Consider the following 24,794-nt stretch of genomic DNA (forward strand, 5'->3'; position numbering starts at 1 on the left):
TGCCAGAAATCGGCGTGATCGCGCCAGTTTCTGGCTTTCTTGCGAATGTCCAGGACGCCAGACACATCTTTGCGCCAGCGCAAACAGGCCGTTGCTCAGCGGTCTACAGTGACTTCATGCCTTGTGGGATCAAGGCGCGGCGATGGCAGGGCCGCACGGGGAACAGGGGGATGCCATGGAGATCCGCTACGGCTGTTTCTTGAGCTACGCGCACGGCCAATATGCGTTCATGAACAAGTTCAAGAATGACCTCATCGAGGCGCTGGCTTGCTATCTGGAGCCGCACCTGGACCGCGAGGAAGTCCTGTTCATCGACAGCGAACAACTGGGCGGCGGCGACGATATCGACCTGCGCGTGGCGCGCGCCATGTGCCAGAGCGTCTGCATGATCGTGCTGTACACGCCCAAATATGAAGCGCACGGCTACACACGGCGCGAATTTGCCGCCATGCAGCTGATCGAGCAGGAGCGGCGCGCCTGGTACGACTTGCCCAGCCATCTGATCATCCCCATCATCATGACGCGCCATCCGGACGGCTTGCCGCCGCAAATCACCGAATCGGGGCTGTACGTCGATTTTTCCGGCTACACCCTGGCCAGCGGCGACCTGAAGTCGAACCCGCAATACCTGCCCGACATCGAACGCATCGTGCAGCGCATTGCCACGCATTACCACTTGCTCAAGCGGTCAACACCGCCCGGCCACGATTGCAGCCGTTTCGTGTTGCCCGCTATTCCACCGGAATGGCGCGCCATTCCGCCTCCCCACTTTCCGCGTTAATCACGTAAAAGGTCCTGTCATGGAATGCCAACGCCTCTCCCTGCCGCCTTTGAGCGCCCCTGGCGAAGTCGTCACCTTCTATTCCTACAAGGGCGGTACCGGCCGCACCATGGCCCTGTCGAACATCGCCGTCCTGCTGGCGCGCCGTGAAAACGCCAGCGTGCCCGTGCTGATGCTGGACTGGGACATGGAAGCGCCGGGCCTGCACCATTATTTCGAGCAGCATGAGGAGCGACCGGGCGTGCTGGAATTCTTTGAAGCGTGCCGCCAGCAGCTCGAACGCCTCAGCCTGGAGACGGGGGGCAAGCGCGGCTCGGGCGCCGACGATGCCGCCCTGGCCCAGCGCGTGCTCGACGCCATCGACTGGCAGCAGTACGTGGTGCGCGTCGACCAGGGCAGTCCGCTGTACCTGATGCGCGCGGGGCGCTTCGACGCCAGCTACAGCGAGCGCCTGGCGCAGATGCGCTGGGATCAGCTGTTCGACAGCTGCCCGGCCCTGTTTCGCTGCTTCGCCGATACCCTGGCCCAGCATTTCCGCTATGTGCTCGTCGATTCGCGCACGGGGCGCACGGACAGCGCCGGCATCTGCACCACCTTGCTGCCGAAAAAGCTCGTGGTGGTCTTCACGCCGAACCGGCAAAGCCTCGAAGGCGTCGACGCGCTCGTCACGCGGGCCATCGAGTACCGCCGCAGCCATGAGGACGAACAGCGTCCGCTGCTCGTCTACCCCTTGCCCTCGCGCATAGAGATGGGCGATGGGGCGCAGCGCGCCGAGTGGCGCCGCGGCGACGCGCACAAGGGCATCGCCGGCTTCCAGCCCATGTTCGAGCGCCTGCTGCGCACTTCCTACGGCTTGCCGCAGATCGCCCTCGACAGCTATTTCGACGAAGTCCAGCTGCAGCAGACGAAAACCTTTGCGTATGGCGAGCAATTGGCCGTGCGCATAGACCAGGGCGGCGACCGTTTTTCCCTCACGCGCACCTTCGAAGCCTTTTTGCAGTGGCTGACGGGCGGCTACTTTCCCTGGCAATCGAGCCGTGAAATCGCCTTGCTGGGCGCCATCGGCGAGGCGCGCCAGGCCTTGCAGGCTGAACCTGGCCGCGCCGTGGCCCTGCCGCTGGCGCGCGACCTGGCCCGCCTGGGCGAGTTGTACCGCAAGGATGGGCGCAGCGCGCTGGCGCTCGACGCCTTCCGCCAGAGCGTCGAGATCCGCGTGCGCCTGCTGGGCGAGGAGCACCCCGACAGTCTGGCGTGCAAGAGCGGCATGGCGCGGCTGCTGCGCCAGCTGGGCAAGCTCGAGGAAGCCCGCTTCCTGGAAGAGGACGTGCTCGACGTGCGCGAGCGCGTGCTGGGCAGCGAGCATCCCGACACCCTGGCCGCCCGCGCCTGCCTGGCGAAAACCCTGTTGCTGCAGGGGGAGCTGGCGGCGGCCCTGTTGCTGCAGGATGCGGTGCTGGCAAGCTATGCGCGCCAGCTGGGCGGCGAGCATCCGCTGACCCTGGAAGCGATGGATGGCCGCGCCGCCACCTTGCTGCGCATCGGCCGGCTGGCGCAGGCGCAGCAAGTGCTGGTCACGGTGGTGGCGGCGCGCGAACGCCTGTTTGGCGCCGAGCATGGCGATACCTTGCGCAGCAAGCTGGCCCTGGCGCAGGCGCTGGGGCGCGAAGGCGACCTGGAAGGCGCGCGGCGCCTGTTCGTCGCCGTGCTGCAGGCGCAGGAGCGGCGCCTGGGCAGCGACCATGCGGCCACCCTGGCCACGCGCGACTTGCTGGCCGACATCGTGGCCGGGCAGGGCGACTGGGCCGGCGCGCGCCAGTTGCATGAAGACCAGGTGGCGGCGCGCGAGCGCACGCATGGGCTCGATCATCCGGAAACCCTGATGAGCCAGCGCAAGCTGGCCGAGGCGCTGCTACGGCGCGGTGAACTCGATGCGGCGCGCAGCGTGCAGGAGCAGGTGCTGGAAGTGCATGCGCGCCTGCTGGGCGAAGACCACCTCGATACCTTGCACAGCAAGACACAATTGGCCGGCACCTTGCAGCAGCAGGGCGACAGCGAGGCGGCGCGCCTGCTGGAAGACGCCGTGCTCAGCGGCAGTGACCGGCTCTTGAACGCCCCCGTCACGGGGCATGCGGACAGCGTGCTGGACGGTGCGCGGCATTTGCAGGAAACCATCCTGGCCGGCCGCGCCAACGGGCACGAAGGGGCCGAGCCGGACACCCTGGCCAGCATGATCTCGATGTTGCAAGGCATGATCGAGCGCGAACAGTATGCGCAGGCGGGCGAACTGGCTGAACATTTGAAGTCCTGCCTGCTGCGTCCGGGCGTGCCGGGCAAGCTGCGCCGGCGCGGCATGGCGCAGCTGAAGAGAATGTACAAATTGCAAGGCGACCTGAATGCCTTGCTGGCCTTGCAGGAAGATGAAGTGCAGGCGCTGGAGGGAGCCTTGTCGGAAGCGCGCATCGAGCAGCGCTGATGCCGCGCCCCATGTCCACGCGGCGGCACAAATAATGCGGTCTATCGGCGTGCGGCATGCGCAGTGTTGGCATTGCTTCGGGTAAAATCCCGTTATGAGAATTCTTATCAGTAACGACGACGGTTACCTGGCGCCTGGCCTGGCGGCCCTGGCCGACGCGCTCGCCCCCATTGCCGACATTGTCGTGGTGGCGCCCGACAGCAACCGTTCGGGCGCGTCCAATTCGCTGTCCCTGGACCGGCCCTTGTCCGTGCACAAGGCTGCCAACGGCTTTTATTTTGTCAACGGCACGCCCACCGACTGCGTGCACGTGGCGCTGACGGGCATGCTCATCGAGCGCCCCGACCTGGTGGTGTCCGGCATCAACAACGGCCCCAACATGGGCGACGACACCCTGTATTCGGGCACCGTCGCGGCCGCCACGGAAGGCTATCTGTTCGGCATTCCCGCCATCGCCTTTTCCCAGTCGCAGTTTGGCTGGGCCAACCTGGACGCGGCCGCCCGCGTGGCCAGGGAAATCGTCGAGCGCCAGTTTGACGCCCTGCAGAAACCGTATCTGCTGAACGTGAACATTCCCGCCATTCCTTACGAGCAAATGCAGGGCGTGGTGGCCACGCGCCTGGGCAAGCGTCATTCGGCCGAGCCCGTGATCCGCGCGCTCGATCCGCGTGGCCGTGAAATCTTCTGGATCGGCCCGGCCGGCGCGGCCAAGGAAGGCGGTCCGGGCACGGACTTCCATGCTGTTGAACATGGACAAGTATCGATCACGCCGCTGCAGATCGACCTGACCCATACCACCCAACTCGATGCACTGGCGAAAGGCCTGGCATGACCGCTCACTATGACTGACAAGCCGCGCACCTTCCCCCTGACACTCGATTCGCTGGCCGGCAAGCCCGCCAGGCCGGGCGGGGGGCAGTCGCTGGCCCAGTCCCGGATCGCCACGCCGCAGACGGCCACGCAGAATGCGGCGCAAAACGCGGCGCGCGGCGTGGCGCAGCCGTATGGCGCGCATGCGGCCATCGCGCCGTCGCGCGCGCAAGCCATCGCCAATGAGCGGGCGCAGCCGGCGGTGGTGTCGCCGCCGCGGCAAAATCCGCTCGTCTCGGAAGCCGTGCGCCGCGCCATGGTGGCCCGCGTGGCGAAACAGGGCGTCAAGGACCAGGTGGTGCTCGACGCCATGCAAGCCGTGCCGCGCCACATGTTCATGGACGAGGCGCTGGCCTCGCAGGCGTATATCGACGCCTCGCTCCCCATCGGCCACCACCAGACCATCTCGCAGCCGTACATCGTGGCGCGCATGATCGAAGTGATGCGCCAGGGCGGCAACCTGCAGCGCGTGCTGGAAATCGGCACGGGTTGCGGCTACCAGGCGGCGGTGCTGTCGCTGGTGGCGAAAGAGGTGTATTCCATCGAGCGCATCCGGCCTCTGCACGAGCTGGCGAAGGCCAATCTGCGCCCGTTGCGCGTGTCGAATCTGCGCTTGCAGTACGGAGATGGTATGCTTGGCCTGCCGCAGGCGGCGCCCTTCGATGGGATCATCCTTGCCGCAGCCGGCCTGGAAGTCCCGCAAGCCCTGCTGGAACAGCTGGCGCCCGGCGGGCGTCTGGTTGCGCCGGTGGGGGCTAAATTGCAACACTTACAACTCATTACCCGGGTGGGGAAAATGGAATGGACCAGCCAGACCCTGGAAGACTGCCATTTCGTGCCTTTGCGCCCGGGCACCATATGATCCCCGGATCAGCTAGCAAGCAGGACATACAATTACATGCGAATGATTAAGAAAAGTAACATACTTCTATGTAGCATCACCTTGGCCGCGCTGTTGAGCGGTTGCGGCACGACCGGCGTCCAGGCACCCGTCGTGGAGCGCCACCCATCGAGCAGCAGCGCCGCCGCCAGCGATCCGCGCGACCGCGACCCGGCCTATTACACGGTCAAGCGCGGCGACACCCTGCTGCGCATCGCCCTCGAGCACGGCCAGAATTACCGCGACCTGGTGGTCTGGAATGACTTGAGCAACCCGAACGACATCAAGGTCGACCAGGTGCTGCGCGTGCTGCCGCCGACTGGCGACACGGGCGGCGCACAAACGTCGGTCATCGTCATGCCGCCGGTGACGGAAGTCAAACCGGCCGCGCCTGTCGTGCCGAAGAAAACGGGTCCGCGCGGCGAGAAGCGCGCGTATTCCGACGCCACCCTGGCCGAGCTGCGCGCCGATGGCGGCAACGGCGACGTCAAGCCTGCGCCAGCGCCGGCAGCCGCCGCCGCCGCACCGGCCGCCGCCGCGGCAGCCCCTGCGGCCTCCGCGCCTGGCGACGAGAAGATCAGCTGGATGTGGCCTTCCGAAGGCAAGGTCATCGGCACTTTCGACGAAGGCAAGAACAAGGGCGTCGATATCGCCGGCAAGGCGGGCCAGCAGGTCGTGGCTGCTGGCGCGGGAAAAGTCATGTATGCCGGGAGCGGAATCCGTGGTTATGGTAATCTTGTCATCGTGAAGCACAGTAATAGTTTATTGTCGGCCTATGCGCATAACCGCAGCATCCTGGTGAAGGAAGGGCAGAACGTCAACAAAGGCCAGGCCATCGCCGAAATGGGCGATTCCGATGCCGACCGCGTGAAGCTGCACTTTGAAATCCGCCAGCAGGGCAAGCCTGTCGACCCTTCGAAATTCCTGCCTAACCGTTAGGTAAAGCAATGACACACGCGCCGCACGACCAGCTGGACGATGACCCGGAACTGCCGGAAGACGGGGCAGACGAAGTCGTGACGGACGATGCCGGCGAACTCGACGGCATTGACGCCGTCGACGCGGGCGAGGGCGGCGAAGTGGCCAGCGTCAGCGTGCTGGTCGAAAGTGTCGATGAACTGAAAAAAGTGCTGGCGGCCGAGCTGTCGACCGATACCACGCAGCACTATCTGAACCAGATCGGCACGCGGCCATTGCTGACGGCGCCGCAAGAGGTGCATTACGCCACCCTCGCCAAGCAGGGCAATTTCGAAGCCCGGCAAACCATGATCGAGCACAACCTGCGCCTCGTCGTGTCGATCGCCAAGCATTACATCAACCGCGGCGTGGTCTTGCTCGACATGATCGAGGAGGGCAACATCGGCCTGATGCGCGCCATCGACAAGTTCGAGCCCGAACGCGGTTTCCGTTTCTCGACCTACGCCACCTGGTGGATACGCCAGAGCATCGAGCGCGCCATCATGAACCAGGCCCGCACGGTGCGCCTGCCCGTGCACATGGTGCGCGAACTGAACCAGATCCTGCGCGGAAAATACCACCTGGAAGCCCAGCACCACGACGGCAAGGACGCCACCGCGGAAGATATCGCCCATCTGGTGGGCCGTCCCGTGGAAGAGGTGCAGGATATCCTGGCCCTGTCCGAGCACGCCACCTCGCTCGACGCGCCGCTCGACAACGACCCGCAGTCGTCGCTGATGGACATGCTGCCCGGCGCCAGCGAAGACAGCCCCGACGCGCGCGCGGAACACCATGAAATGACGGTGCTGGTGCGCGACTGGCTGACCAAGCTGCCCGACAAGCAGCGCGTGGTGATCATGCGCCGTTTCGGCCTCGATAACGACGACCCGGCCACCCTGGAAACCCTGGCCGAGGAAATGGGCGTGACGCGCGAGAGAGTTCGCCAGATCCAGCAGGAAGCCTTGATTAAACTCAAACGCGCCATGGCGGCGCGCGGCGTAGTAAGAGATTCTCTTTTGTAATCCCCTGGCCCGGCTGTCGCGGGCCCGCATCTGCTATCATACGCCCCGCTCGCGGCGCCTGACCTTTCCCCCGTTCTTTCAAGTTCCAGCGCGGCCCTGCGTCCTGGCCCACTCTTACCTATTGATCGCTATGCAAGAAAATATCATCGAAATCAAATCGCTCGACATGGACGCCCGTGGCGTTGGCCATATTGAAAACGAAGACGGTTCGCCGGGCAAGGTCGTGTTTGTCGAAGGCGCATTGCCGGGAGAGCGCGTCAGCTTTGTGACGTTCAAGAAAAAGAAGAACTGGGAAATGGCCCGCATGACGGCGCTGCACCGCGAATCGTCCATGCGCGTGACGCCCAAGTGCAAGCATTTCGACAATTGCGGCGGCTGCTCGATGCAGCACCTGGAACCGTCGGCGCAGGTGGCGATCAAGCAGCGCGTACTGGAAGATAACTTGTGGCATATCGGCAAGGTGCGTCCGCAAAGCATCATGCGCCCCATGTATGGACCGACGTGGGGCTACCGCTACCGCGCGCGCCTGTCCGTGCGCCACGTCAAGAAGAAAGACGCCGTGCTGGTGGGTTTCCATGAAAAGAAATCGGCTTTCGTTGCCGACATGGATAGCTGCGAAATCCTGCCGCCGCACATCTCCGCCATGCTGCTGCCGCTGCGTGGCTTGATCGCTTCGCTGTCCATCTTTGACCAGATGCCGCAGATCGAGCTGGCCGTCGGCGAAGACGTCACCGCCATGGTCTTGCGCATCATGGCGCCGTTGACGGCGGACGATGAAACCAAATTGAAGGCCTTTGCCGATGAATACGGCGTGCAATGGTGGTTGCAGGTCAAGGGGCCGGAAACGGCCGTGCCGTTCTATCCGCTCGACAAGCAATTGCATTACCTGCTGCCGGAATTTGGCGTCAAGATGCCATTCAAACCCGTCGATTTCACGCAGGTGAACCACCACATCAACCGCGTGCTGGTATCAAAAGCCCTGCGTTTGCTGGAAGTGCAGCCGACGGACCGCGTGGCCGACCTGTTCTGCGGCCTGGGCAATTTCACCTTGCCGCTGGCCACGCAAGGCAGCGAAGTGGTCGGTATCGAAGGCAGCACCACCCTGACGGAGCGGGCGCTGGAAAACGCCCTGGCCAATGGCCTGGCGGAAAAAACCTCGTTCTCGACGCGTAACCTGTTCGAAGTGACGACGGACGACCTGATCGCGCTGGGCAAGTTTGATCGCATCCTCGTCGACCCGCCGCGCGATGGCGCCATGGCCCTGTGCCAGGCGCTGGTCGGCCTGTCGCAAGTGCGTCCGGACCTGCTGCCGAAGCGCATCGTGTACGTCTCGTGCAGCCCGTCGACGCTGGCACGCGACGCCGGCATCCTGGCGCTGGAAGCAGGCTATGTGCTGAGCAAGGCGGGCGTGGTAAACATGTTCCCGCACACCTCGCACGTCGAGTCGATGGCGGTCTTTGATCTGCCGCAATAAGTCTGCCTGACACGGCGGGTGGCCAGGCAGGCACCCGCCGTTGCCGCATTCAGCGGCGCAGCAAGCTGTCCCAATACCACTTACAGCGTGTTATAAAACTGGTCTGTCTTTTCCCGCTCCAGCGTCTTTTTTCATCCTCCCTCTGCCGTTTTTTCATTGTCCAGTAGGACAACACGCCGTTTGCACCTTCCGCTACGCTTTCTGCACGAAGTGGTATTGCCCACTTTGAGGCCACTTCAAAACCACTTGACCGCCTATTTTTTCAGCAGCATGCTGTTCTTGCAACTGCAAAAATCAAAATCACAGGTAGCTTTTTATTGAAGCAGAGTGGTATTTCCGCAAACCTGAACAGGAGACAACGTGGAAAATTTAATACTCAAAAAAACGATCAGGAACATGATGGTATGTCTGGCCAGCGGTGGTGTGCTGGCGGCATGCGGCGGTGGCGGCGGTGACGCCGGTGCGCCGGCTGGCTCGCAATTGCTGGCGGCCAGCACGGTCGTCGCGTGCGTGCCTTGGCAAGAGGGCGGCACGTATAACGCGGGCACGGTGGTCACTTACCTGGGCGCCAATTACACGGCCCTGGTGACGCAGACGGATCACGTGGGCTCGGGCTGGAACCCCGTTTCCACGCCGAGCCTGTGGAGCGCCGGCGGTACCTGCGATGGCGGCACCACGCCAACGCCCACCCCGACGCCAACTCCGACCCCAACCCCGACGCCGACTCCTGCGCCAACACCGAATCCGACGCCCACCCCGACGCCAACGCCAACCGGCGGCACCTGCGCGCTGGCGTGGGTGGCCGGCACGGCTTACAGCGCGGGCGCCACCGTCAGCTATGCGGGCACGAATTACCGCGCCAACTACTGGACGCAGGGCGACAACCCGTCGACCAGCAGCGGCGCCGCCGGCACGGGCAAGCCATGGACCAGCCAGGAGATCTGCAGCACCACGCCGACGCCTACTCCAACACCTACTCCAACCCCGACGCCTACTCCAACGCCTACTCCGACACCAACGCCTACTCCGACACCAACGCCGACGCCGACGCCGACGCCAACGGGCCGCGAAGTCGGTTCCTATTTCGCGCAGTGGGGCGTGTATGGCCGCGACTATGAAGTGGCGAACGTGCACACGAGCGGCGTGGCCGACAAGCTGACCTTCATCAACTACGCTTTCGGTAATATCTATCCGAAAAATGGCGGCTATGAATGCGCCATGATCACCAAGACGGAGCCGGGCGCGACGAATCCGAATTCGCCGGACGCGGGCACGGGTGGCGATGCCGAGGCCGACTACATCCGCACGCCGAAGCGCACCGTCGATGGCCAGGCGATTCCATGGGATGCGCCATTGTCGGGCAACTTCCTGCAGCTGAGAAAACTGAAGGCGGCGCACCCGAACCTGAAACTGTTCATCTCGCTGGGCGGCTGGAGCTGGTCGAAGAATTTCTCCGTCGGTTCGGCCACCGATGCGCTGCGCAAGCAGATGGTGCGTTCGTGCATCGACATCTACATCAAGGGCAACTTGCCGGTGCAGGGCGGTCGCGGTGGCGTGGGCGCGGCGGCGAACATCTTTGACGGCATCGACATCGACTGGGAATATCCGGTCGGCGGCGGCCAGCCGTACAACACGGTCAGCCCGAACGACAAGCGCAACTTCACCTTGCTGATGGCGGAATTCCGCAGCCAGCTCGATGCGCTCGGCGCAGCCAATGGCAAGCGCTACCTGTTGACGGCCGCTGTCGGTGCCGGCAAGGACAAGATCGACAACACGGAACCGGCCCTGTACTCGCAGTACATGGATTGGATCAATCTGATGACCTACGACTTCCACGGCGGCTGGGAAAACAGCACCAACTTTAACGCCCAGCTGTTTGCCGACCCTGCCGATCCGTCGACGGGCATGGCGCGTGAATACGTGGGCGACAAGGCGGTGCAGTACATGATTGCCGCCGGCGTGCCGCGCGACAAGCTGCTGCTGGGCATACCGTTCTATGGCCGCGGCTGGACGGGCGTGGCGCCAGGGCCGAACGGCGATGGCCTGTACCAGGCGGCCACGGGCACGGCACCGGGTACCTACGAGTCGGGCATCGAGGACTATAAAATCCTCGTCGCCAAGGCTGGCACGCGCTACTACCATCCCGTGACCAAGCAGCTGTACCTGTACACGGGGGCGGGCGGCCAGTGGTGGAGCTATGATGACCCGACCGTCATCGGCACCAAGGTGAAATATGTGAAGGACCAGGGCTTGCGCGGCGCGTTCTCGTGGGAACTCGATGGCGACGCGAATGGCGTGCTGGCGACCGAGGTGTGGAAAGTGCGGTAACACTGGAGTAGAGTAAGACGCGGCCGGGCGGCATTGCTGCCCGGCCGCTTGTTCACATAAAAAACAGGAGGCGGGCGATGGCGGCGGTATCGACATTCGGAGTAAAACATCCGGAACAGGAGCTGAGCCGCGAATGGCGCAGCTGGATCGCGGAAAACCTCATGCTGGGCAGCCACCCGTCGGCGCTGATGCCGGTGCTGCAACAGGCCGGCATCGCGGAGCCCCTGGCGCGCCGCGAAATCGAGCTGGCGCTGCAAAGCCCCTACCTGGCCGGCGCCGTGCGCCTGTCGAACCGCCTGGCCAAGCGCGACTGGGTGATCGACATCCAGCGCAAGCTGAACCAGCTGCGTGACCCCGAGATTCCCCGCCGCGACAAATTGACGGCGCAAGAGTTCTTGACGGAGTTCTATTCCACCAACCAGCCCGTCATCATCACGGGCATGATGGACGACTGGCCCGCCATCGATAAATGGAGCGCGGCCTATTTCCGCGCGCATTACGCGCAGCGCGAAGTGGAAGTGCAGTTCGGCCGCGAAGCGGATGCGCAGTACGAAATGAACAGCGTGGCCCACAAGCGCAAGATGGCCTTTGGCGAGTACGCCAGCCTGGTCGAGGGCAGTGGCGCGACCAACGATTTCTACATGACGGCGAATAACAATTCGCAAAACCGGCAAGCCTTGCGCGAGCTGTGGGACGATATCGGCCAGCTGCCCGAATACCTGGAGCAGAGTGGCGGCCCCACGGGTTTTTTATGGTTCGGCCCGGCCGGCACCGTGACGCCGTTCCACCACGACCTGACCAACAACTTCATGGCGCAGGTCAAAGGGCGCAAGCGGCTGCGCATCATGGCCGCCTGCGAAGTGGCGCGCGTGTACAACCAGCGCCACTGTTTTACCCCCGTCGACGGGCGCGACATCGACCTGCGGCGCTATCCGCTGATGGCCGAAGTGCAAGTGCGCGAATGCGTGCTGGCGCCGGGCGAGATCCTGTTTCTGCCCGTCGGCTGCTGGCATTTCGTCGAGGCGCTCGACGTCTCGATGACGGTGGCGTTTACCAACTTCAAATGGGATAACGATTTTTACAGCAAGTATCCATCGAATCACGACTTTTGATTGTAGCGCTAACCCGCCCCGAACAGCCGCCGTACAGGCGGCTTTTTTCATGCTACGGCGCGCTTCTTGTATAAGATATTTCAATAAAATAATTGATTAAAATCATTTTGCAGCAATTATTTTGATATGAATGGCCACGATGTTTCATTATCCAGATGGCGATGGCGGGCGGATAATTTGATGGCTGGCGCGGCGCCAGCACCGACAACCATCTGGAGGCGGCAGGGCATGAACACGCAGCAAATGACACAGTTACAGCAAGCACCAGCAGCTAGTACGGAACTTCGGCTCGACACGCGGCTGACGCGTGAAGCGGCCGGATTGCTGGCCAGGGCCGGCATCCATTTGAATGGCCGCGCCGCCTGGGACATGCAGCTGCGCAAACGGGGTGTGCCCGAACGTGCCTTCGCCAGCGGCAACCTGGGGCTCGGTGAAGCCTACATGGATGGCGACTGGGATGCGCAGCAGCTCGACGAATTCTTTTGCCATCTGCTGCGCGCCAGGGTGGCCGATGACGTGCGCCCCATGCGCCTGGCCTTCCACGCGCTGACCGCGCGCCTGTTCAACCTGCAGACGGAGCGGCGCGCCTGGATGGTGGGCAAGGAACACTACGACCTGGGCAACGCCTTCTATGCGGCCATGCTCGATCCGCGCATGACATATACCTGCGGCTACTGGAAGGATGCGGCCAACCTGGCCGAGGCGCAGGAAGCCAAGCTCGATCTGATTTGCCGCAAGCTCAGGCTGGAGCCGGGCATGCGCGTGCTCGACATCGGCTGCGGCTGGGGCAGCTTCATGCGCTATGCGGCGGAAAAATACCAGGTGCAGTGCGTGGGCGTGACGATCTCGCAAGAGCAGGCAGCCTATGCGCGCGCCATGCCGGGCGGCGAGCAGCTGGACTTCCGCCTGCAGGACTACCGCGACACCGATGAAAAATTCGACCGCATCGTCAGCATCGGCATGTTCGAGCACGTGGGGCATAAAAATCACCGCACTTTCATGGAAGTGGCGCACCGCTGCCTGGAAGATGACGGCCTGTTTTTGCTGCACACGATCGGCAAGAACAAGCGCCATTCCACGTGCGACCCGTGGATCGACAAATACATCTTCCCGAATGGCGACTTGCCGTCGATCGGCCAGATCGGCGACGCCATGGACGATCTGTTCGTCGCCGAAGACTTGCACAACTTCGGCGCCGACTACGACAAGACCCTGATGGCCTGGCATGCGAACTTTGAGCAGGCGTGGCCGCGTTTTGCTGGCCAGCTGGGCGAGCGCTTCCACCGCATGTGGTCATACTATCTGCTGTCCTGCGCCGGCGCTTTCCGCGCGCGCGACTTGCAGCTGTGGCAGTGGGTCTTGTCGAAGCAGGGCGTGCTGGGCGGCTACGAGCGTGTCAGTTGAGATGCTCGGCAGCTGATATGATGGATTGATGGATATCAATCAAGCGCGTACCTTCTTGGAAGTGGCTTCCTGTGGCAGTTTCATCATGGCCGCCGAACGCATGCACGTGACGCAGACGGCCGTCAGCGCACGCATCCGCACCCTGGAGCAGCAACTGGGGCGCCAGCTGTTCGTGCGCAACAAGGCCGGCGCGCGGCTGACGTCGGCCGGCGAGCGCTTCATGCGCCATGCCGCCACCATGGTGCAAGTGTGGGAGCGGGCGCGCCATCAGGTGGCCTTGCCGCCGGGGCGCGATGACGCCATCAGCATCGGCTGCGAACTGAGTCTGTGGCAGCCGCTGCTGGGCGACTGGCTGATCCGCATGGCGCGCGATTGCCCCGAGATCGCCCTGCGCGCGGAAGTCGACAGTTCCGCGCGCCTGCTCGACGCCGTGCATGACGGCTCGCTCGACCTGGCCGTGCTGTACAACCCGCCGCAGCGTCCGGGCCTGGCCAGCGAATTGCTGGCCGAGGAAAAACTGGTGATGGTGACCACGCGCGCCGACGGGCAGATGCATGCCGATGCCTATGTGTACGTGGACTGGGGCCCGGCGTTTGCCGCGAACCACCAGGCCGCGTATCCGGAACTGAGCAGTCCGCCAGTGTCGATCTCGCTGGGGCCGCTGGCCCTCGTCTACCTGCTGGAGGTGGGTGGCGCCAGCTATTTCCGCATCGGCTCGGCCCAGCCGTATCTCGATGCGGGTTTGCTGCACCGCGTGCGCGACGCGCCCGAATTCTCGCATTCCGCCTACGCCGTCTACGCGGCCCAGCGCGGCAACCCGACCCTGGACCGCGCCCGCGCCTGCCTGCTGGAAGTGGCGGAGAGAATCAAGTAGATGCGACAGACGTAAAAAAGCCGACCCGAGGGTCGGCTTTTGTTTTCATACCCTAGCGCTTAGTCGCGGCTGCCGCCGGCGAAGCCCAGCAAAGACAACAGGCTGGTGAAGATGTTGTACACGTCCAGGTAGATGCGCAGGGTGGCCGAGATATAGTTGGTCTCGCCGCCGTTGATGATTTGCTGCACGTCATACAGGATGTAGGCCGAGAAGATGGCGATGGCGACCATGGAGATCACGATCGACAGTGCCGACAGGCCCAGGAAAATATTCGCCACCGATGCCAGGATCAGCACGATCACGCCGGCGAACAGCCATTTGCCCATGGCCGAGAAGTCGCGCTTCGAGACCGTGGCGATGGTTGCCATCACGGCCAGGATGGTGGCCGTGCCGCCGAATGCCGTCATGATCAGCATGCCGCCGTTCGAGTAGCCGAGCGTGCGCGTCAGGATAGGTGTGAGCATCAGGCCCATGAAGAAGGTAAAGCCCAGCAGGACGGCGACGCCGAGGCCCGAGTTCTTGGTCTTCTCAATCGCGTACATGAAGCCGAAAGCGACGACCATGAAGATGATGAAACCCATGCCGCCGGTCAGCATCGGCAAATGCATTTGCACGCCGATGAAGGCGCCCAGCACGGTCGGGATCATGGACAGCGCCAGCAGCCAGTAAGTGTTGCGCAAGACCTGATGGCGGACTTGCTGCATGCCCCCCGACAGGTCAAAGGTGCGTTGCATGTTCTGATTCATAGTGCCTCCGTGTTGTCAATTCAAATTACTGCTTTACCCAAGGATAGCATGAGGGCCGGAATTTGCCAAAAAAGCAGCTTAAGATTTCATTAAACGGGGGTGGGGCGGCAAGATGCCCCCTGCCTCTCTGGGTGATATGGGGTGGAGTATGGTAAAATCAAAGGTTGATTGAGTTCTCAATTTACCGTTTTAAACCTTACTTTTTATTGGAGTTTTCACACATGGCAATCGAACGCACCCTGTCGATCATCAAACCAGACGCAGTTGCAAAAAACGTAATCGGTCAAATCTACTCGCGTTTTGAAAACGCTGGCCTGAAAATCGTTGCAGCACGCATGACCCAACTGTCGCGCGAACAAGCTGAAGGCTTCTACGCAGCGCACAAAGAACGCGGCTTCTTCAAAGATCTGGTCGACTTCATGGTTTCCGGTCCAGTCATGATTCAAGCCCTGGAAGGCGAAAACGCCGTTCTGGCCCACCGTGACCTGATGGGCGCGACCGATCCGAAGAAAGCAGAAAAAGGCACGATCCGCGCCGATTTCGCCGATTCGATCGACGCAAACGCCGTACACGGTTCCGACGCTGTCGAAGCTGCTAAAGTGGAAATCGCTTACTTCTTCCCAGAACTGAAGGCTTAATTGCCTTAGATAACGTTATTTCCTGGCGTTATCTGTGAAATAACTTATCACCCCCTGTTCCCGCTGCGCTGTGGAGTTTTCGCTCCCGATGCGCGCGGGGACGGATTTTTAGAATAGACAAGATCATGAATACGACGACCCTCACCAACTTGCTGGACCTCGATCCCGCGCAACTCATCGCCTATTGCGCCGAGCTGGGAGAGAAACCGTTTCGTGCGAAACAATTGCAACGCTGGATACACCAGTTCGGCGCCTCCGACTTCGACGCCATGACGGACCTGGCCAAGTCGCTGCGCGACAAGCTGGCCACGCGCGCCGAAGTGCGCGCCCCGGCCATCATCAGCGACCATACGTCGACGGATGGCACGCGCAAGTGGCTGGTCGACGTGGGTAATGGCAATGCCGTGGAAACCGTGTTCATTCCGGAAGAAAACCGCGGCACCCTGTGCATCTCGACCCAGGCCGGCTGCGCCGTGAACTGCCGTTTTTGCTCGACGGGCAAGCAAGGCTTCAACCGCAACCTCAGTGTCGGCGAAATCATCGGCCAGCTGTGGATGGCGGAATTCGAATTGCGCCGTACCAAGGGCATCGAGCCTGGCCCGAAAGGCGAGCGCCAGATCACCAACGTGGTGATGATGGGCATGGGCGAGCCCCTGCTGAACTTTGAGCCGACCGTCACGGCCCTGAAATTGATGCTCGACGACAATGCCTACGGCTTGTCGCGCCGCCGCGTGACCCTGTCGACCTCGGGCGTGGTGCCGATGATGGACAAGCTGTCGCAGGAAGTGCCGGTGGCCCTGGCCGTCTCGCTGCACGCCTCGAACGATGCCCTGCGCGACGGTTTGATTCCACTGAACAAGAAATACCCGCTGAAGGAATTGATGGCGGCCTGCAAGCGCTACCTGGAATTCGCCCCGCGCGATTTCATTACCTTCGAATACTGCATGCTCGACGGCGTCAACGACAGCGACGAGCACGCGCGCGAATTGCTGGCGCTGGTGCAGGACCGCGAGTTTGGCGTGAACTGCAAGTTCAACCTGATTCCGTTCAACCCGTTTCCCGAGTCGGGCCTGTTCCGCTCGAAAAACCCGCGCATCAAGGCCTTTGCCCAAGTCCTCATGGATGGCGGCATCATCACCACCGTGCGCAAGACGCGCGGCGACGATATCGATGCGGCCTGCGGCCAGCTGGCCGGCGAAGTCAAGGACCGCACCCGGGTGCAGGAGCGCATGGAAAAGATGACTGAGTATCAACAGAAATTTGGCGCCAATTTCGGCAAGATCGTGGAGATCCGCTCCTGATGCGGGGACGCATGGCTTATCCTGGCGTACTTGCCGCGGCTGTTGTCAGCCTGGGCGTGCTGCTGGCCGGCTGTGCTTCCACCTCGGACAAGGAGCAAGCCGCATCGGTCGAGCAGCGCGCCGCCTTGCGCTTGCAGCTGGCCAGCGCCTATTATATGCAAGACCAGTTTGCGGTGGCGTTGACAGAAGCGGATCAGGCGGTGCAGCTACTGCCGGGCAACGCCCAGGTGCGCGGCATGCGCGCCCTGATTTTTGCTGCCTTGCGCCAACCTGCCGCTGCTGAAAAAGATTTTCTTTACGCATTGCGCCTTGCGCCCCACAATCCCGAGTTGAGCAATAATTATGGCCTGTTTCTGTGCCAGACCGGGCGCGCGGCGCAGTCGCTGGCGTATTTTGATGCCGCATTGCAAGATGCCGCCTATGGCACGCCTGAACTGGCGCTGCATAATGCGGCCGCGTGCAGCCTGGTCATGAAAGATTACCCGCGCGCCGCCGGCTACTGGCTCAAGGCGGAGCGTATCGCACCTGGCGCGGCAATCACATATGCCGGCCTGATGCGCGTGTATTACCAACAGCAAGACTACCGGCAAGCGGCTCATTATCTTGAGCGGCTCGGTAAAGCGGCGACAATGGAGAGCCAGACGGCCGATGTGCTGTGGCTCGGGATCAAGGTGCAGCATAAGCTCGGGGATGCGGGTGCGGAAGCTGGCCTGGGGGCGCATTTGCGCAACCACCATTCCGGCTCCCCCGAATATGCTGCTTATCAAAATGGGGCGTTTGATGAGTGAGACAGGGATACCAATGAATTCAGAGTGGGCAGAAACGCCTCAGCAGCAGCCCCAGGGCAATCTTGCGTTGGCAGGCGCACAGTTGAAGGCGCAGCGCGAAGCGCTGGGCTGGCCGGTGGAACAGGTGGCCGACCAGCTCAAGCTGGCGCCACGCCAGGTGATCGCGCTGGAAGAGGGCGACATGGCGGCTTTGCCGAACGTGGCCGTGGTGCGCGGATTCGTGCGCGCCTACGCCAAAGTGGTGCGTCTCGACGCGGCGCCGCTGGTGGCCATGATCGAAGTCCATCCGGCGCCGGCGCAAGACCCGGCCGCGCCCGTGCGGCGTGAAATTTCCGCCACGTTTTCCGAATCGCGCTTCCCGTCGATGACGCAGCGCTCGTCGAACCAGACTCCCCTCTGGATCGCCGGCGCCGTGGCCGTCGTCGTGGCGGCCGCCTTTGGCGCGTATAAACTCGGTTACGTGCCGGCCAGCCTGCTGTCCTCGCAGGCCGGGAAGGAGACGGCGCATGCGGAAGTGGGCCCCGTGGAAACGACCCTGATCAAGCCGGGCCAGGATTTGACGCCGGTGCAGTCGCCGTCCGTGCCCCTGATTTCCGTGCCGCCGCCGCCAGGCAACGATACGCAGACGGGCGCACCGGCCACCACCGCTTCGACGCCGGCCGTTGCCGAAGTGCCGCCAGCGGCCGTGCCAGCCCCGGCGACAGCGGCGACGGCTGTCGTCACGCCGCCTGCGGCTACCGCTACTACCACCGCTGCCGTGGGCGCGAATGCGCTGGTGCTGAAGGTGGAGCAGGATTCCTGGGTGGAAATCCGCCGCCCTGGCAGCGCGCCGCTGATTTCGCGCATGGTCAAGGCGGGCAGCACGGAAACGTTCGATATCACGGGCCCGGCCACCCTGGTGGTGGGTAAGCCTGCTGTGGTGCAGGCAACCTTGCGCGGCGCCAAGCTGGAGCTGCCGACCGTTGCCGGCGGCACAATTTCCCGCGTCAGCATCAAATAATTGCAGTAACCGTTCAAGCAAACTCAGAAGATAATATTATGGCTACCTCGAAAACAGGGATCGGCTCCGGTCCATCCGGCCGCCGCGACAGCCGCAAGGTGCTGATCGCGCACGGCCAGCGCCAGATCTGGGTGGGCGGCGACGCCCCCGTGGTGGTGCAGTCGATGACGAACACGGATACGGCCGACGCCATCGGCACGGCGATCCAGATCAAGGAACTGGCGCGTGCCGGTTCGGAACTGGTGCGCCTGACGGTGGACCGTCCGGAAGCGGCCGCCGCCGTTCCCTACATCCGCGAGCAGCTCGACAAGATGGACATCGACGTGCCGCTGGTGGGCGATTTTCACTATAACGGCCATACCCTGCTCAACGATTACCCCGATTGCGCGCGCGCGCTGTCGAAGTACCGCATCAATCCCGGCAACGTGGGCAAGGGCGCCAAGCGCGACACGCAATTTGCGCAAATGATCGAAGTGGCGTGCCGCTACGACAAGCCGGTGCGCATCGGCGTGAACTGGGGCAGCCTGGACCAGGCCTTGCTGGCGCGCATCATGGATGAAAACGCGGGCCGCGCCGAACCGTGGCCGGCGCAAGCCGTCATGTACGAAGCGCTGGTGACGTCGGCGATTGAAAACGCCGTGCGCGCCGAAGAGCTGGGCCTGGCGCGCGACAAGATCATCCTGTCGTGCAAGGTCTCTGGCGTGCAAGATCTGATCGCCGTGTACCGCGAACTGGCGCAGCGTTGCGACTATCCGCTACACCTGGGCCTGACGGAAGCGGGCATGGGCAGCAAGGGCATCGTGGCGTCCACCGCGGCGCTGGCCGTGCTGCTGCAAGAGGGCATCGGCGACACCATCCGCATTTCGCTCACGCCCGAACCGGGCGGCGACCGCACGCGCGAAGTGATCGTCGGCCAGGAAATTTTGCAAACCATGGGCTTGCGCAAGTTCGCGCCCATGGTCATCGCTTGCCCAGGTTGCGGCCGCACGACGTCGACCACCTTCCAGGAGCTGGCCGACAACATCCAGACGTATCTGCGCGAGCAGATGCCGGAATGGAAGAAATCGTATCCGGGCGTGGAAGCGATGAACGTTGCCGTCATGGGCTGCATCGTCAACGGTCCCGGCGAATCGAAGCATGCGAACATCGGCATCAGCCTGCCCGGCACGGGCGAGTCGCCTGCCGCGCCCGTGTTTGTCGATGGCGAAAAAGTCGTCACCCTGCGCGGCGAACGCATCGTCGAGGAATTCCAGGACATCGTCTTGAAGTATGTACAGAGTCACTATGGAAACACGGCTGCCGTCTGAGCCTGATCCGATAAAAAAGTAAAGAAGAACACTATGTCCGAAAATAAAAAGCTCGACAAGATCACCGCCGTCAAAGGCATGAACGATATCCTGCCGGCCGACGCTCCGCTGTGGGAACTGTTTGAAAACACGGCGCAATCCGTGCTGCAAAGCTATGGCTTCCAGCAAATCCGCACGCCGATCGTGGAAGAAACGAAATTGTTCGCGCGCGCCATCGGCGCCGTGACCGATATCGTGGAAAAGGAAATGTATTCGTTCACCGATTCGATGAACGGCGACAACCTGACCCTGCGTCCGGAAGGCACGGCCGGCGTGGTGCGCGCCGTGGTCGAGCACAACCTCGTCTACGAAGGCCCGAAACGCCTGTGGTACAAAGGCCAGATGTTCCGCCACGAGCGCCCGCAAAAAGGCCGCTACCGCCAGTTCCACCAGTTCGGTGCGGAAGCCATCGGCTTCACGGGCCCGGATATCGACGCCGAGCTGATCATGATGACCCGCCGCCTGTGGGATGATCTGGGCCTGGAAGGCATCCGCCTGGAACTGAACTCGATCGGCGACGCGGCCGAGCGCCTGCGCCACCGCGCCGACCTGATCGCCTACCTGGAAAGCCACAGCGAGCTGCTCGACGAAGAAGCCAAGCGCCGCCTGCACAGCAATCCGCTGCGCATTCTCGACACCAAGAACCCTGCCATGCAGGATCTGGTCAATGGCGCGCCGAAGTTGCTGGACTACCTGGGCGAGGAATCGCTGGCCCACTTCCACGGCGTGCAGAAGATTCTGAACCACAACAATATTCCATTCGTTATCAATCCACGCCTGGTGCGCGGCCTCGATTATTACAACCGCACGGTGTTCGAGTGGGTCAGCGACAAGCTGGGCGCGCAAGGCACGGTCTGCGCCGGTGGCCGCTATGACGGCATGGTGGAAATGTTCGGCGGCAAATCGACGCCCGCCGTCGGTTTCGGCATGGGCGTCGAACGCCTGGTGCTGCTGATGAAGGATGCGGCCGAGCCGGAACAGCCAGCCCAGTGCGACGTGTATCTGGTGCATCAGGGCGAGCAGGCAGGCTTGCAAGCGTTCGTGCTGGCGGAGCGGATTCGCGATGCGGGCCTGGACGTTGTGCTACATTGCGCAGCGAGCAACGGTGGCGGCAGCTTCAAGACGCAAATGAAAAAGGCCGACGCCAGCGGTGCGGCGTTTGCCGTGATCATGGGCGACGATGAAATCGCCAACAATGTCGCGACGGTGAAAGCCATGCGCGAAGCCGATGCCGGCGCGCAGCAGAACACGGTGCCGTTCGACGACGTCGTCGACTACGTGGTGGACCAGATCATCGGCGACCACGATTGCGGCCATGACCACGGTCCTGGCGGCCACGTGCATCACCACCACTGATTTGCAGCAAGACCGTTCTACCCTCGATCAACTACTCATTAAAACTGACGACCCATGGCATACGATCACGAAGAACAAGAACAACTGGCAACCCTCAAGGCCTGGTGGCAGCGCAATGGCAATCTGACCTCCTGGGTCCTGATCGTGGCGCTGGCAGGCTACAGCGGCTGGGCTGGCTGGCAGTACTACCAGCGCACGCAGGCCGCGCAAGCGGGCCAGTTGTACGACGAACTGCAAAACGCCATCGCCGCCAAGGACACGGCCAAGGTGATGCGCGCGGCCGGGGACATGCAATCGCGTTTCGGCGGCACGGCATATGCGCAGATGAGCTCCCTGTCCGCTGCCAAGGTGGCGTTCGACGCGAATGACCTGAAAACGGCCAAGACCCAGTTGCAATGGGTGGCCGAGCATGGCACGGAAGAGTACAAGGCCATCGCCAAGCTGCGCCTGGCTGGCGTGCTGCTGGACGAAAAAGCCTACGATGAAGCGCTGAAAGTGCTGGCGACGGCTTCCGTGGCGCAATTTGCCGGCGCCGTGGCCGACCGCAAGGGCGACATCCTGGTGGCGCAAAACAAGCTGGCCGATGCGCGCACGGCTTACCTGGCCGCGATAGCCGCGACGGACAAGAACAATCCAGGCCGTCAGCTGATCCAGGTCAAGCTGGAAGCGATCGGCGGTACGGTACCGGAAGACAAGGCCAAGGCTGACAAGGCTGCCGCCTGACAGGAACACTGATGGCGTGGCCGCGCGGCGTTGTGCGCCGCCTGCCTTGCCCTTACAAGTACAAGAAAAAGGTTGGATAACACTTATGCGTGTCACTGAAAAGCTGGTAGCTGCAAGTCTGTTGGCCCTGATGGCCGGTTGCTCGTCCTGGAACCCGTTCGCCTCGAAAGATCCGAAAGTCGAACCGGCCAAGCTGGTCGAGTTAAAATCGAGCATCGCCGTGCGCGACGCGTGGAAGTATTCGATCGGCAAGGCCGGCGTGTACGCGTTTACGCCTGCGCTGGCCGGCAGCAGCCTGTACGTGGTCAATGCCGATGGTGCGCTGGCGCGCCTGGATGCGGCCAGCGGCCGTGAGACGTGGCGCATCAAGGCCGGCAGCGACATCACGTCGAGCGCCGGCAGCGATGGCACGGTCGTCGCAGTGGGCGCCGCCAAGGGCGCCGTGCTGGCGTTCGACGCCGATGGCAAGCAACTGTGGAAAGCGCAGGCGTCCAGCGAAGTATTGACGGCGCCCGTTGTGGGGCAGGGCGTGGTCGTCGTGCGCAGCGTCGACAACCGCATCGTCGGCTTCGACGCCAAGACGGGCGAGCGCAAGTGGACGGTACAGCGCGCCACGCCGGCACTGACCTTGCGCAATGCGCCGGGCATGGTGCTGGGCGGCGCCAACATCTACGTGGCCCAGCCGGGCGGCAAGCTGCTGGCACTGACGGCGGCCACCGGTGTGGTACGCTGGGAGATCGTCGTCAGCGAACCGCGCGGCGCCACCGAACTGGAGCGTGTCTCCGACATCGCCGGTGCGCCGGTGGTGTTCGAAGGCGAAGTATGCGCCGTCACGTACCAGGGCAAGGCGGGCTGCTTCGATGCGGCCACAGGCGTGCCGCGCTGGACCAAGCCGATCTCGTCCGATGTGGGCGTGGCCGTCGACCAGCGTTTCGTGTTTGTTGCCGATGACCAGGGCGGCGTCGTGGCATTCAGCCGCGAAGGCGGCCAGAGCGCCTGGAAGAATGAGGCGCTGGCGCGCCGCCGCCTGTCGACGCCGGCCTCTTACGGCCGCAGCGTCGCCGTCGGTGACTATCAAGGTTACATCCACTTCCTGTCACGGGAAGATGGCGCATTAATAGGTCGTGTCAGCACCGACGGTAGCCCGATTGTTTCGGCTCCCGTTGTTGCCGGTTCGAATTTGATTTTTCAAACCCAATCAGGGACAGTGACCGCTCTCGCGGTCGAGTAATACAATGAAGCCGGTAATTGCACTAGTAGGTCGACCCAATGTTGGGAAATCGACTTTATTCAATCGTCTGACCCGCTCGCGCGATGCGCTGGTGGCGGATTTGCCTGGGTTGACGCGCGATCGTCACTATGGCGAAGGCCGTGTCGGCGAACGTCCCTTCCTGGTCATCGATACGGGTGGTTTCGAACCCGTCGCCAAGGAAGGCATCATGCACCAGATGGCACTGCAGACCAAGCAGGCCGTGGCCGAGGCCGACGTGGTGGTATTCATCGTGGACGGCCGTCAAGGCCTGACCCCGCATGACAAGACCATCGTCGACTTCCTGCGCAAGAGCGGCCGCCCGGTCTTGCTGGTGGTCAACAAAAGCGAAGGCATGCGCTATACGGCCGTCGTGTCCGAATTCTATGAATTGGGCATGGGCGATCCGTATGCGATCTCGTCGGCGCACGGCGACGGCGTCAACGACCTCGTCGAAGTGATGCTGGACCTGGCGTTCGCGCAGCGTCCGGATGAGCCTGAAGAGCTGGAAAAGACCGACCGCGGCATCAAGATCGCCCTCGTCGGCCGTCCGAACGTGGGCAAGTCGACCTTGATCAACACCCTGCTGGGCGAAGAGCGCGTGATCGCCTTCGACATGCCGGGCACGACGCGCGACTCGATCGAAATCCCGTTCGAACGCGATGGCCAGCAATACACCCTGATCGACACGGCCGGTATCCGCCGTCGCGGCAAGGTGTTTGAGGCGATCGAGAAATTCTCGGTGGTGAAAACGCTGCAGTCGATTTCCGAAGCCAACGTGGTCGTGCTGATGCTCGACGCGCAGCAGGATATCTCGGAGCAGGACGCGCACATCGCCGGCTTTATCCTGGAATCGGGCCGCGCGCTGGTCGTGGCAGTGAACAAATGGGATGGCTTGCAATCGCACGAGCGCGATGAAATCAAGATCGATATCGACCGCAAGCTCGATTTCCTGTCGTTCGCGCAGATGCATTTCATTTCGGCGCTGAAGGGCACCAACATCGGTCCATTGATGAAGTCGCTCAACGCCGCGTATGCAGCCGCCATGTGCGACCTGTCGACGCCGAAGCTGACGCGCGCCCTGATCGAGGCCGTGGAGAAGCAGGAGCCGCGCCGCAAGGGTTCGATCCGTCCGAAGCTGCGTTACGCCCACCAGGGCGGCATGAACCCGCCTGTGATCGTTATTCACGGCAATGCGCTCGACGCCGTCGGCGACCCGTACAAACGCTATCTGGAAAAACATTTCCGCGATACGTTTGCCCTGGTCGGCACGCCGCTGCGCATCGAACTGCGCACGGGTAAAAATCCGTTTGCACGCACGCCAAGCAAGTAATGTTTTACATGCTGAATTAAGTGCAGATTAAGGCGCCGCGGAGATAATGCGGCGCCGGCCACCATTTAATGGCTGTTTGCACGGAAATAATAAAGTGTTAATGCGCCATGCGCGACAGCGATCGCGAAAACAGGTTACA

21 protein-coding genes are annotated in these 24,794 nt (G+C 62.7%); 20 read left to right on the top strand and 1 reads right to left on the bottom strand.

The window, feature by feature from the left end:
* Positions 1–175: 175 nt before the first annotated feature.
* The 11 genes from ACPJXG_RS07740 to ACPJXG_RS07790 all read left to right on the top strand — a co-directional run bounded on the left by ACPJXG_RS07740 (position 176) and on the right by ACPJXG_RS07790 (position 14,175).
* Complete coding sequence (locus ACPJXG_RS07740; protein WP_035820738.1) at positions 176–781, top strand: toll/interleukin-1 receptor domain-containing protein; 606 nt, start codon at positions 176–178, stop codon at positions 779–781.
* Positions 782–800: 19 nt separating this feature from the next.
* Positions 801–3,254 carry a tetratricopeptide repeat protein gene (locus ACPJXG_RS07745; protein ID WP_158299986.1) on the top strand — a complete coding sequence of 818 codons (2,454 nt, stop codon included), beginning with the start codon at positions 801–803 and terminating at the stop codon, positions 3,252–3,254.
* A 94-nt stretch (positions 3,255–3,348) separates the two neighbouring features.
* Positions 3,349–4,086, top strand: a complete 738-nt coding sequence (gene surE / locus ACPJXG_RS07750) for a 5'/3'-nucleotidase SurE (protein WP_034789072.1) — start codon at positions 3,349–3,351, stop codon at positions 4,084–4,086.
* A 9-nt stretch (positions 4,087–4,095) separates the two neighbouring features.
* Positions 4,096–4,986, top strand: a complete 891-nt coding sequence (locus ACPJXG_RS07755) for a protein-L-isoaspartate(D-aspartate) O-methyltransferase (protein WP_099400303.1) — start codon at positions 4,096–4,098, stop codon at positions 4,984–4,986.
* Between the two features lie 42 nt (positions 4,987–5,028).
* On the top strand, positions 5,029–5,943 hold the full coding sequence (locus ACPJXG_RS07760) for a peptidoglycan DD-metalloendopeptidase family protein (RefSeq protein WP_425254724.1): 915 nt from the start codon (positions 5,029–5,031) through the stop codon (positions 5,941–5,943).
* 8 nt (positions 5,944–5,951) lie between these two features.
* Entirely contained in the window at positions 5,952–6,983 is a 1,032-nt protein-coding gene (rpoS, locus tag ACPJXG_RS07765) for an RNA polymerase sigma factor RpoS (protein ID WP_035820730.1), read from the top strand.
* Between the two features lie 130 nt (positions 6,984–7,113).
* The gene (gene rlmD / locus ACPJXG_RS07770; RefSeq protein WP_070282092.1) at positions 7,114–8,457 is read left to right on the top strand and encodes a 23S rRNA (uracil(1939)-C(5))-methyltransferase RlmD; all 1,344 of its coding nucleotides are present in this window, start codon (positions 7,114–7,116) and stop codon (positions 8,455–8,457) included.
* Between the two features lie 396 nt (positions 8,458–8,853).
* Complete coding sequence (locus ACPJXG_RS07775; RefSeq protein ID WP_425253867.1) at positions 8,854–10,785, top strand: glycosyl hydrolase family 18 protein; 1,932 nt, start codon at positions 8,854–8,856, stop codon at positions 10,783–10,785.
* Positions 10,786–10,862: 77 nt separating this feature from the next.
* On the top strand, positions 10,863–11,897 hold the full coding sequence (locus ACPJXG_RS07780; RefSeq protein ID WP_425253868.1) for a cupin-like domain-containing protein: 1,035 nt from the start codon (positions 10,863–10,865) through the stop codon (positions 11,895–11,897).
* A gap of 243 nt (positions 11,898–12,140) precedes the next feature.
* On the top strand, positions 12,141–13,301 hold the full coding sequence (cfa, locus tag ACPJXG_RS07785; RefSeq protein ID WP_425254725.1) for a cyclopropane fatty acyl phospholipid synthase: 1,161 nt from the start codon (positions 12,141–12,143) through the stop codon (positions 13,299–13,301).
* Between the two features lie 28 nt (positions 13,302–13,329).
* Positions 13,330–14,175, top strand: a complete 846-nt coding sequence (locus ACPJXG_RS07790) for a LysR family transcriptional regulator (RefSeq protein WP_425253869.1) — start codon at positions 13,330–13,332, stop codon at positions 14,173–14,175.
* Positions 14,176–14,234: 59 nt separating this feature from the next.
* On the opposite strand, the gene ACPJXG_RS07795 is transcribed toward ACPJXG_RS07790, so the two are convergent.
* Entirely contained in the window at positions 14,235–14,921 is a 687-nt protein-coding gene (locus tag ACPJXG_RS07795) for a Bax inhibitor-1/YccA family protein (protein WP_035820723.1), read from the bottom strand.
* A gap of 221 nt (positions 14,922–15,142) precedes the next feature.
* Here ACPJXG_RS07795 and ndk point away from each other — a divergent pair, with 221 nt between their 5' ends.
* The 9 genes from ndk (at position 15,143) to der (ending at position 24,655) form a co-directional block, all read left to right on the top strand.
* Complete coding sequence (gene ndk, locus ACPJXG_RS07800) at positions 15,143–15,559, top strand: nucleoside-diphosphate kinase (protein WP_034752036.1); 417 nt, start codon at positions 15,143–15,145, stop codon at positions 15,557–15,559.
* Between the two features lie 125 nt (positions 15,560–15,684).
* Positions 15,685–16,860 carry a 23S rRNA (adenine(2503)-C(2))-methyltransferase RlmN gene (gene rlmN, locus ACPJXG_RS07805; protein ID WP_034752035.1) on the top strand — a complete coding sequence of 392 codons (1,176 nt, stop codon included), beginning with the start codon at positions 15,685–15,687 and terminating at the stop codon, positions 16,858–16,860.
* Between the two features lie 56 nt (positions 16,861–16,916).
* On the top strand, positions 16,917–17,648 hold the full coding sequence (pilW, locus tag ACPJXG_RS07810; RefSeq protein ID WP_425253870.1) for a type IV pilus biogenesis/stability protein PilW: 732 nt from the start codon (positions 16,917–16,919) through the stop codon (positions 17,646–17,648).
* Positions 17,649–17,715: 67 nt separating this feature from the next.
* Complete coding sequence (locus tag ACPJXG_RS07815) at positions 17,716–18,648, top strand: helix-turn-helix domain-containing protein (protein WP_425253871.1); 933 nt, start codon at positions 17,716–17,718, stop codon at positions 18,646–18,648.
* A gap of 38 nt (positions 18,649–18,686) precedes the next feature.
* The gene (ispG, locus tag ACPJXG_RS07820) at positions 18,687–19,955 is read left to right on the top strand and encodes a flavodoxin-dependent (E)-4-hydroxy-3-methylbut-2-enyl-diphosphate synthase (protein ID WP_425253872.1); all 1,269 of its coding nucleotides are present in this window, start codon (positions 18,687–18,689) and stop codon (positions 19,953–19,955) included.
* A 33-nt stretch (positions 19,956–19,988) separates the two neighbouring features.
* The gene (hisS, locus tag ACPJXG_RS07825) at positions 19,989–21,350 is read left to right on the top strand and encodes a histidine--tRNA ligase (RefSeq protein ID WP_035820715.1); all 1,362 of its coding nucleotides are present in this window, start codon (positions 19,989–19,991) and stop codon (positions 21,348–21,350) included.
* A 54-nt stretch (positions 21,351–21,404) separates the two neighbouring features.
* Positions 21,405–22,073 (top strand): tetratricopeptide repeat protein, encoded by a 669-nt coding sequence (locus ACPJXG_RS07830; RefSeq protein ID WP_425253873.1) that lies wholly within the window; start codon positions 21,405–21,407, stop codon positions 22,071–22,073.
* A gap of 85 nt (positions 22,074–22,158) precedes the next feature.
* Positions 22,159–23,304 carry an outer membrane protein assembly factor BamB gene (bamB, locus tag ACPJXG_RS07835; protein WP_176390304.1) on the top strand — a complete coding sequence of 382 codons (1,146 nt, stop codon included), beginning with the start codon at positions 22,159–22,161 and terminating at the stop codon, positions 23,302–23,304.
* A gap of 4 nt (positions 23,305–23,308) precedes the next feature.
* Entirely contained in the window at positions 23,309–24,655 is a 1,347-nt protein-coding gene (gene der, locus ACPJXG_RS07840; protein ID WP_034752028.1) for a ribosome biogenesis GTPase Der, read from the top strand.
* Positions 24,656–24,794: the final 139 nt, after the last annotated feature.

It is taken from the genome of Janthinobacterium sp. NFX145 (genome assembly GCF_049810325.1).
GTDB lineage: Bacteria > Pseudomonadota > Gammaproteobacteria > Burkholderiales > Burkholderiaceae_D > Janthinobacterium > Janthinobacterium rivuli.

Coding starts and splice junctions, on each gene's coding strand:
- ACPJXG_RS07745 (WP_158299986.1), top strand. CDS start 801: ATGGAATGCCAACGCCTCTCCCTGCCGCCTTTGAGCGCCCCTGGCGAA.
- cfa (WP_425254725.1), top strand. CDS start 12,141: ATGACACAGTTACAGCAAGCACCAGCAGCTAGTACGGAACTTCGGCTC.
- bamB (WP_176390304.1), top strand. CDS start 22,159: ATGCGTGTCACTGAAAAGCTGGTAGCTGCAAGTCTGTTGGCCCTGATG.
- hisS (WP_035820715.1), top strand. CDS start 19,989: ATGTCCGAAAATAAAAAGCTCGACAAGATCACCGCCGTCAAAGGCATG.
- ACPJXG_RS07760 (WP_425254724.1), top strand. CDS start 5,029: ATGATTAAGAAAAGTAACATACTTCTATGTAGCATCACCTTGGCCGCG.
- ACPJXG_RS07795 (WP_035820723.1), bottom strand. CDS start 14,921: ATGAATCAGAACATGCAACGCACCTTTGACCTGTCGGGGGGCATGCAG.
- ispG (WP_425253872.1), top strand. CDS start 18,687: ATGGCTACCTCGAAAACAGGGATCGGCTCCGGTCCATCCGGCCGCCGC.
- ACPJXG_RS07740 (WP_035820738.1), top strand. CDS start 176: ATGGAGATCCGCTACGGCTGTTTCTTGAGCTACGCGCACGGCCAATAT.
- ACPJXG_RS07830 (WP_425253873.1), top strand. CDS start 21,405: ATGGCATACGATCACGAAGAACAAGAACAACTGGCAACCCTCAAGGCC.
- der (WP_034752028.1), top strand. CDS start 23,309: ATGAAGCCGGTAATTGCACTAGTAGGTCGACCCAATGTTGGGAAATCG.
- rlmD (WP_070282092.1), top strand. CDS start 7,114: ATGCAAGAAAATATCATCGAAATCAAATCGCTCGACATGGACGCCCGT.
- ndk (WP_034752036.1), top strand. CDS start 15,143: ATGGCAATCGAACGCACCCTGTCGATCATCAAACCAGACGCAGTTGCA.
- rpoS (WP_035820730.1), top strand. CDS start 5,952: ATGACACACGCGCCGCACGACCAGCTGGACGATGACCCGGAACTGCCG.
- ACPJXG_RS07780 (WP_425253868.1), top strand. CDS start 10,863: ATGGCGGCGGTATCGACATTCGGAGTAAAACATCCGGAACAGGAGCTG.
- ACPJXG_RS07775 (WP_425253867.1), top strand. CDS start 8,854: ATGATGGTATGTCTGGCCAGCGGTGGTGTGCTGGCGGCATGCGGCGGT.
- surE (WP_034789072.1), top strand. CDS start 3,349: ATGAGAATTCTTATCAGTAACGACGACGGTTACCTGGCGCCTGGCCTG.
- ACPJXG_RS07755 (WP_099400303.1), top strand. CDS start 4,096: ATGACTGACAAGCCGCGCACCTTCCCCCTGACACTCGATTCGCTGGCC.
- rlmN (WP_034752035.1), top strand. CDS start 15,685: ATGAATACGACGACCCTCACCAACTTGCTGGACCTCGATCCCGCGCAA.
- ACPJXG_RS07790 (WP_425253869.1), top strand. CDS start 13,330: ATGGATATCAATCAAGCGCGTACCTTCTTGGAAGTGGCTTCCTGTGGC.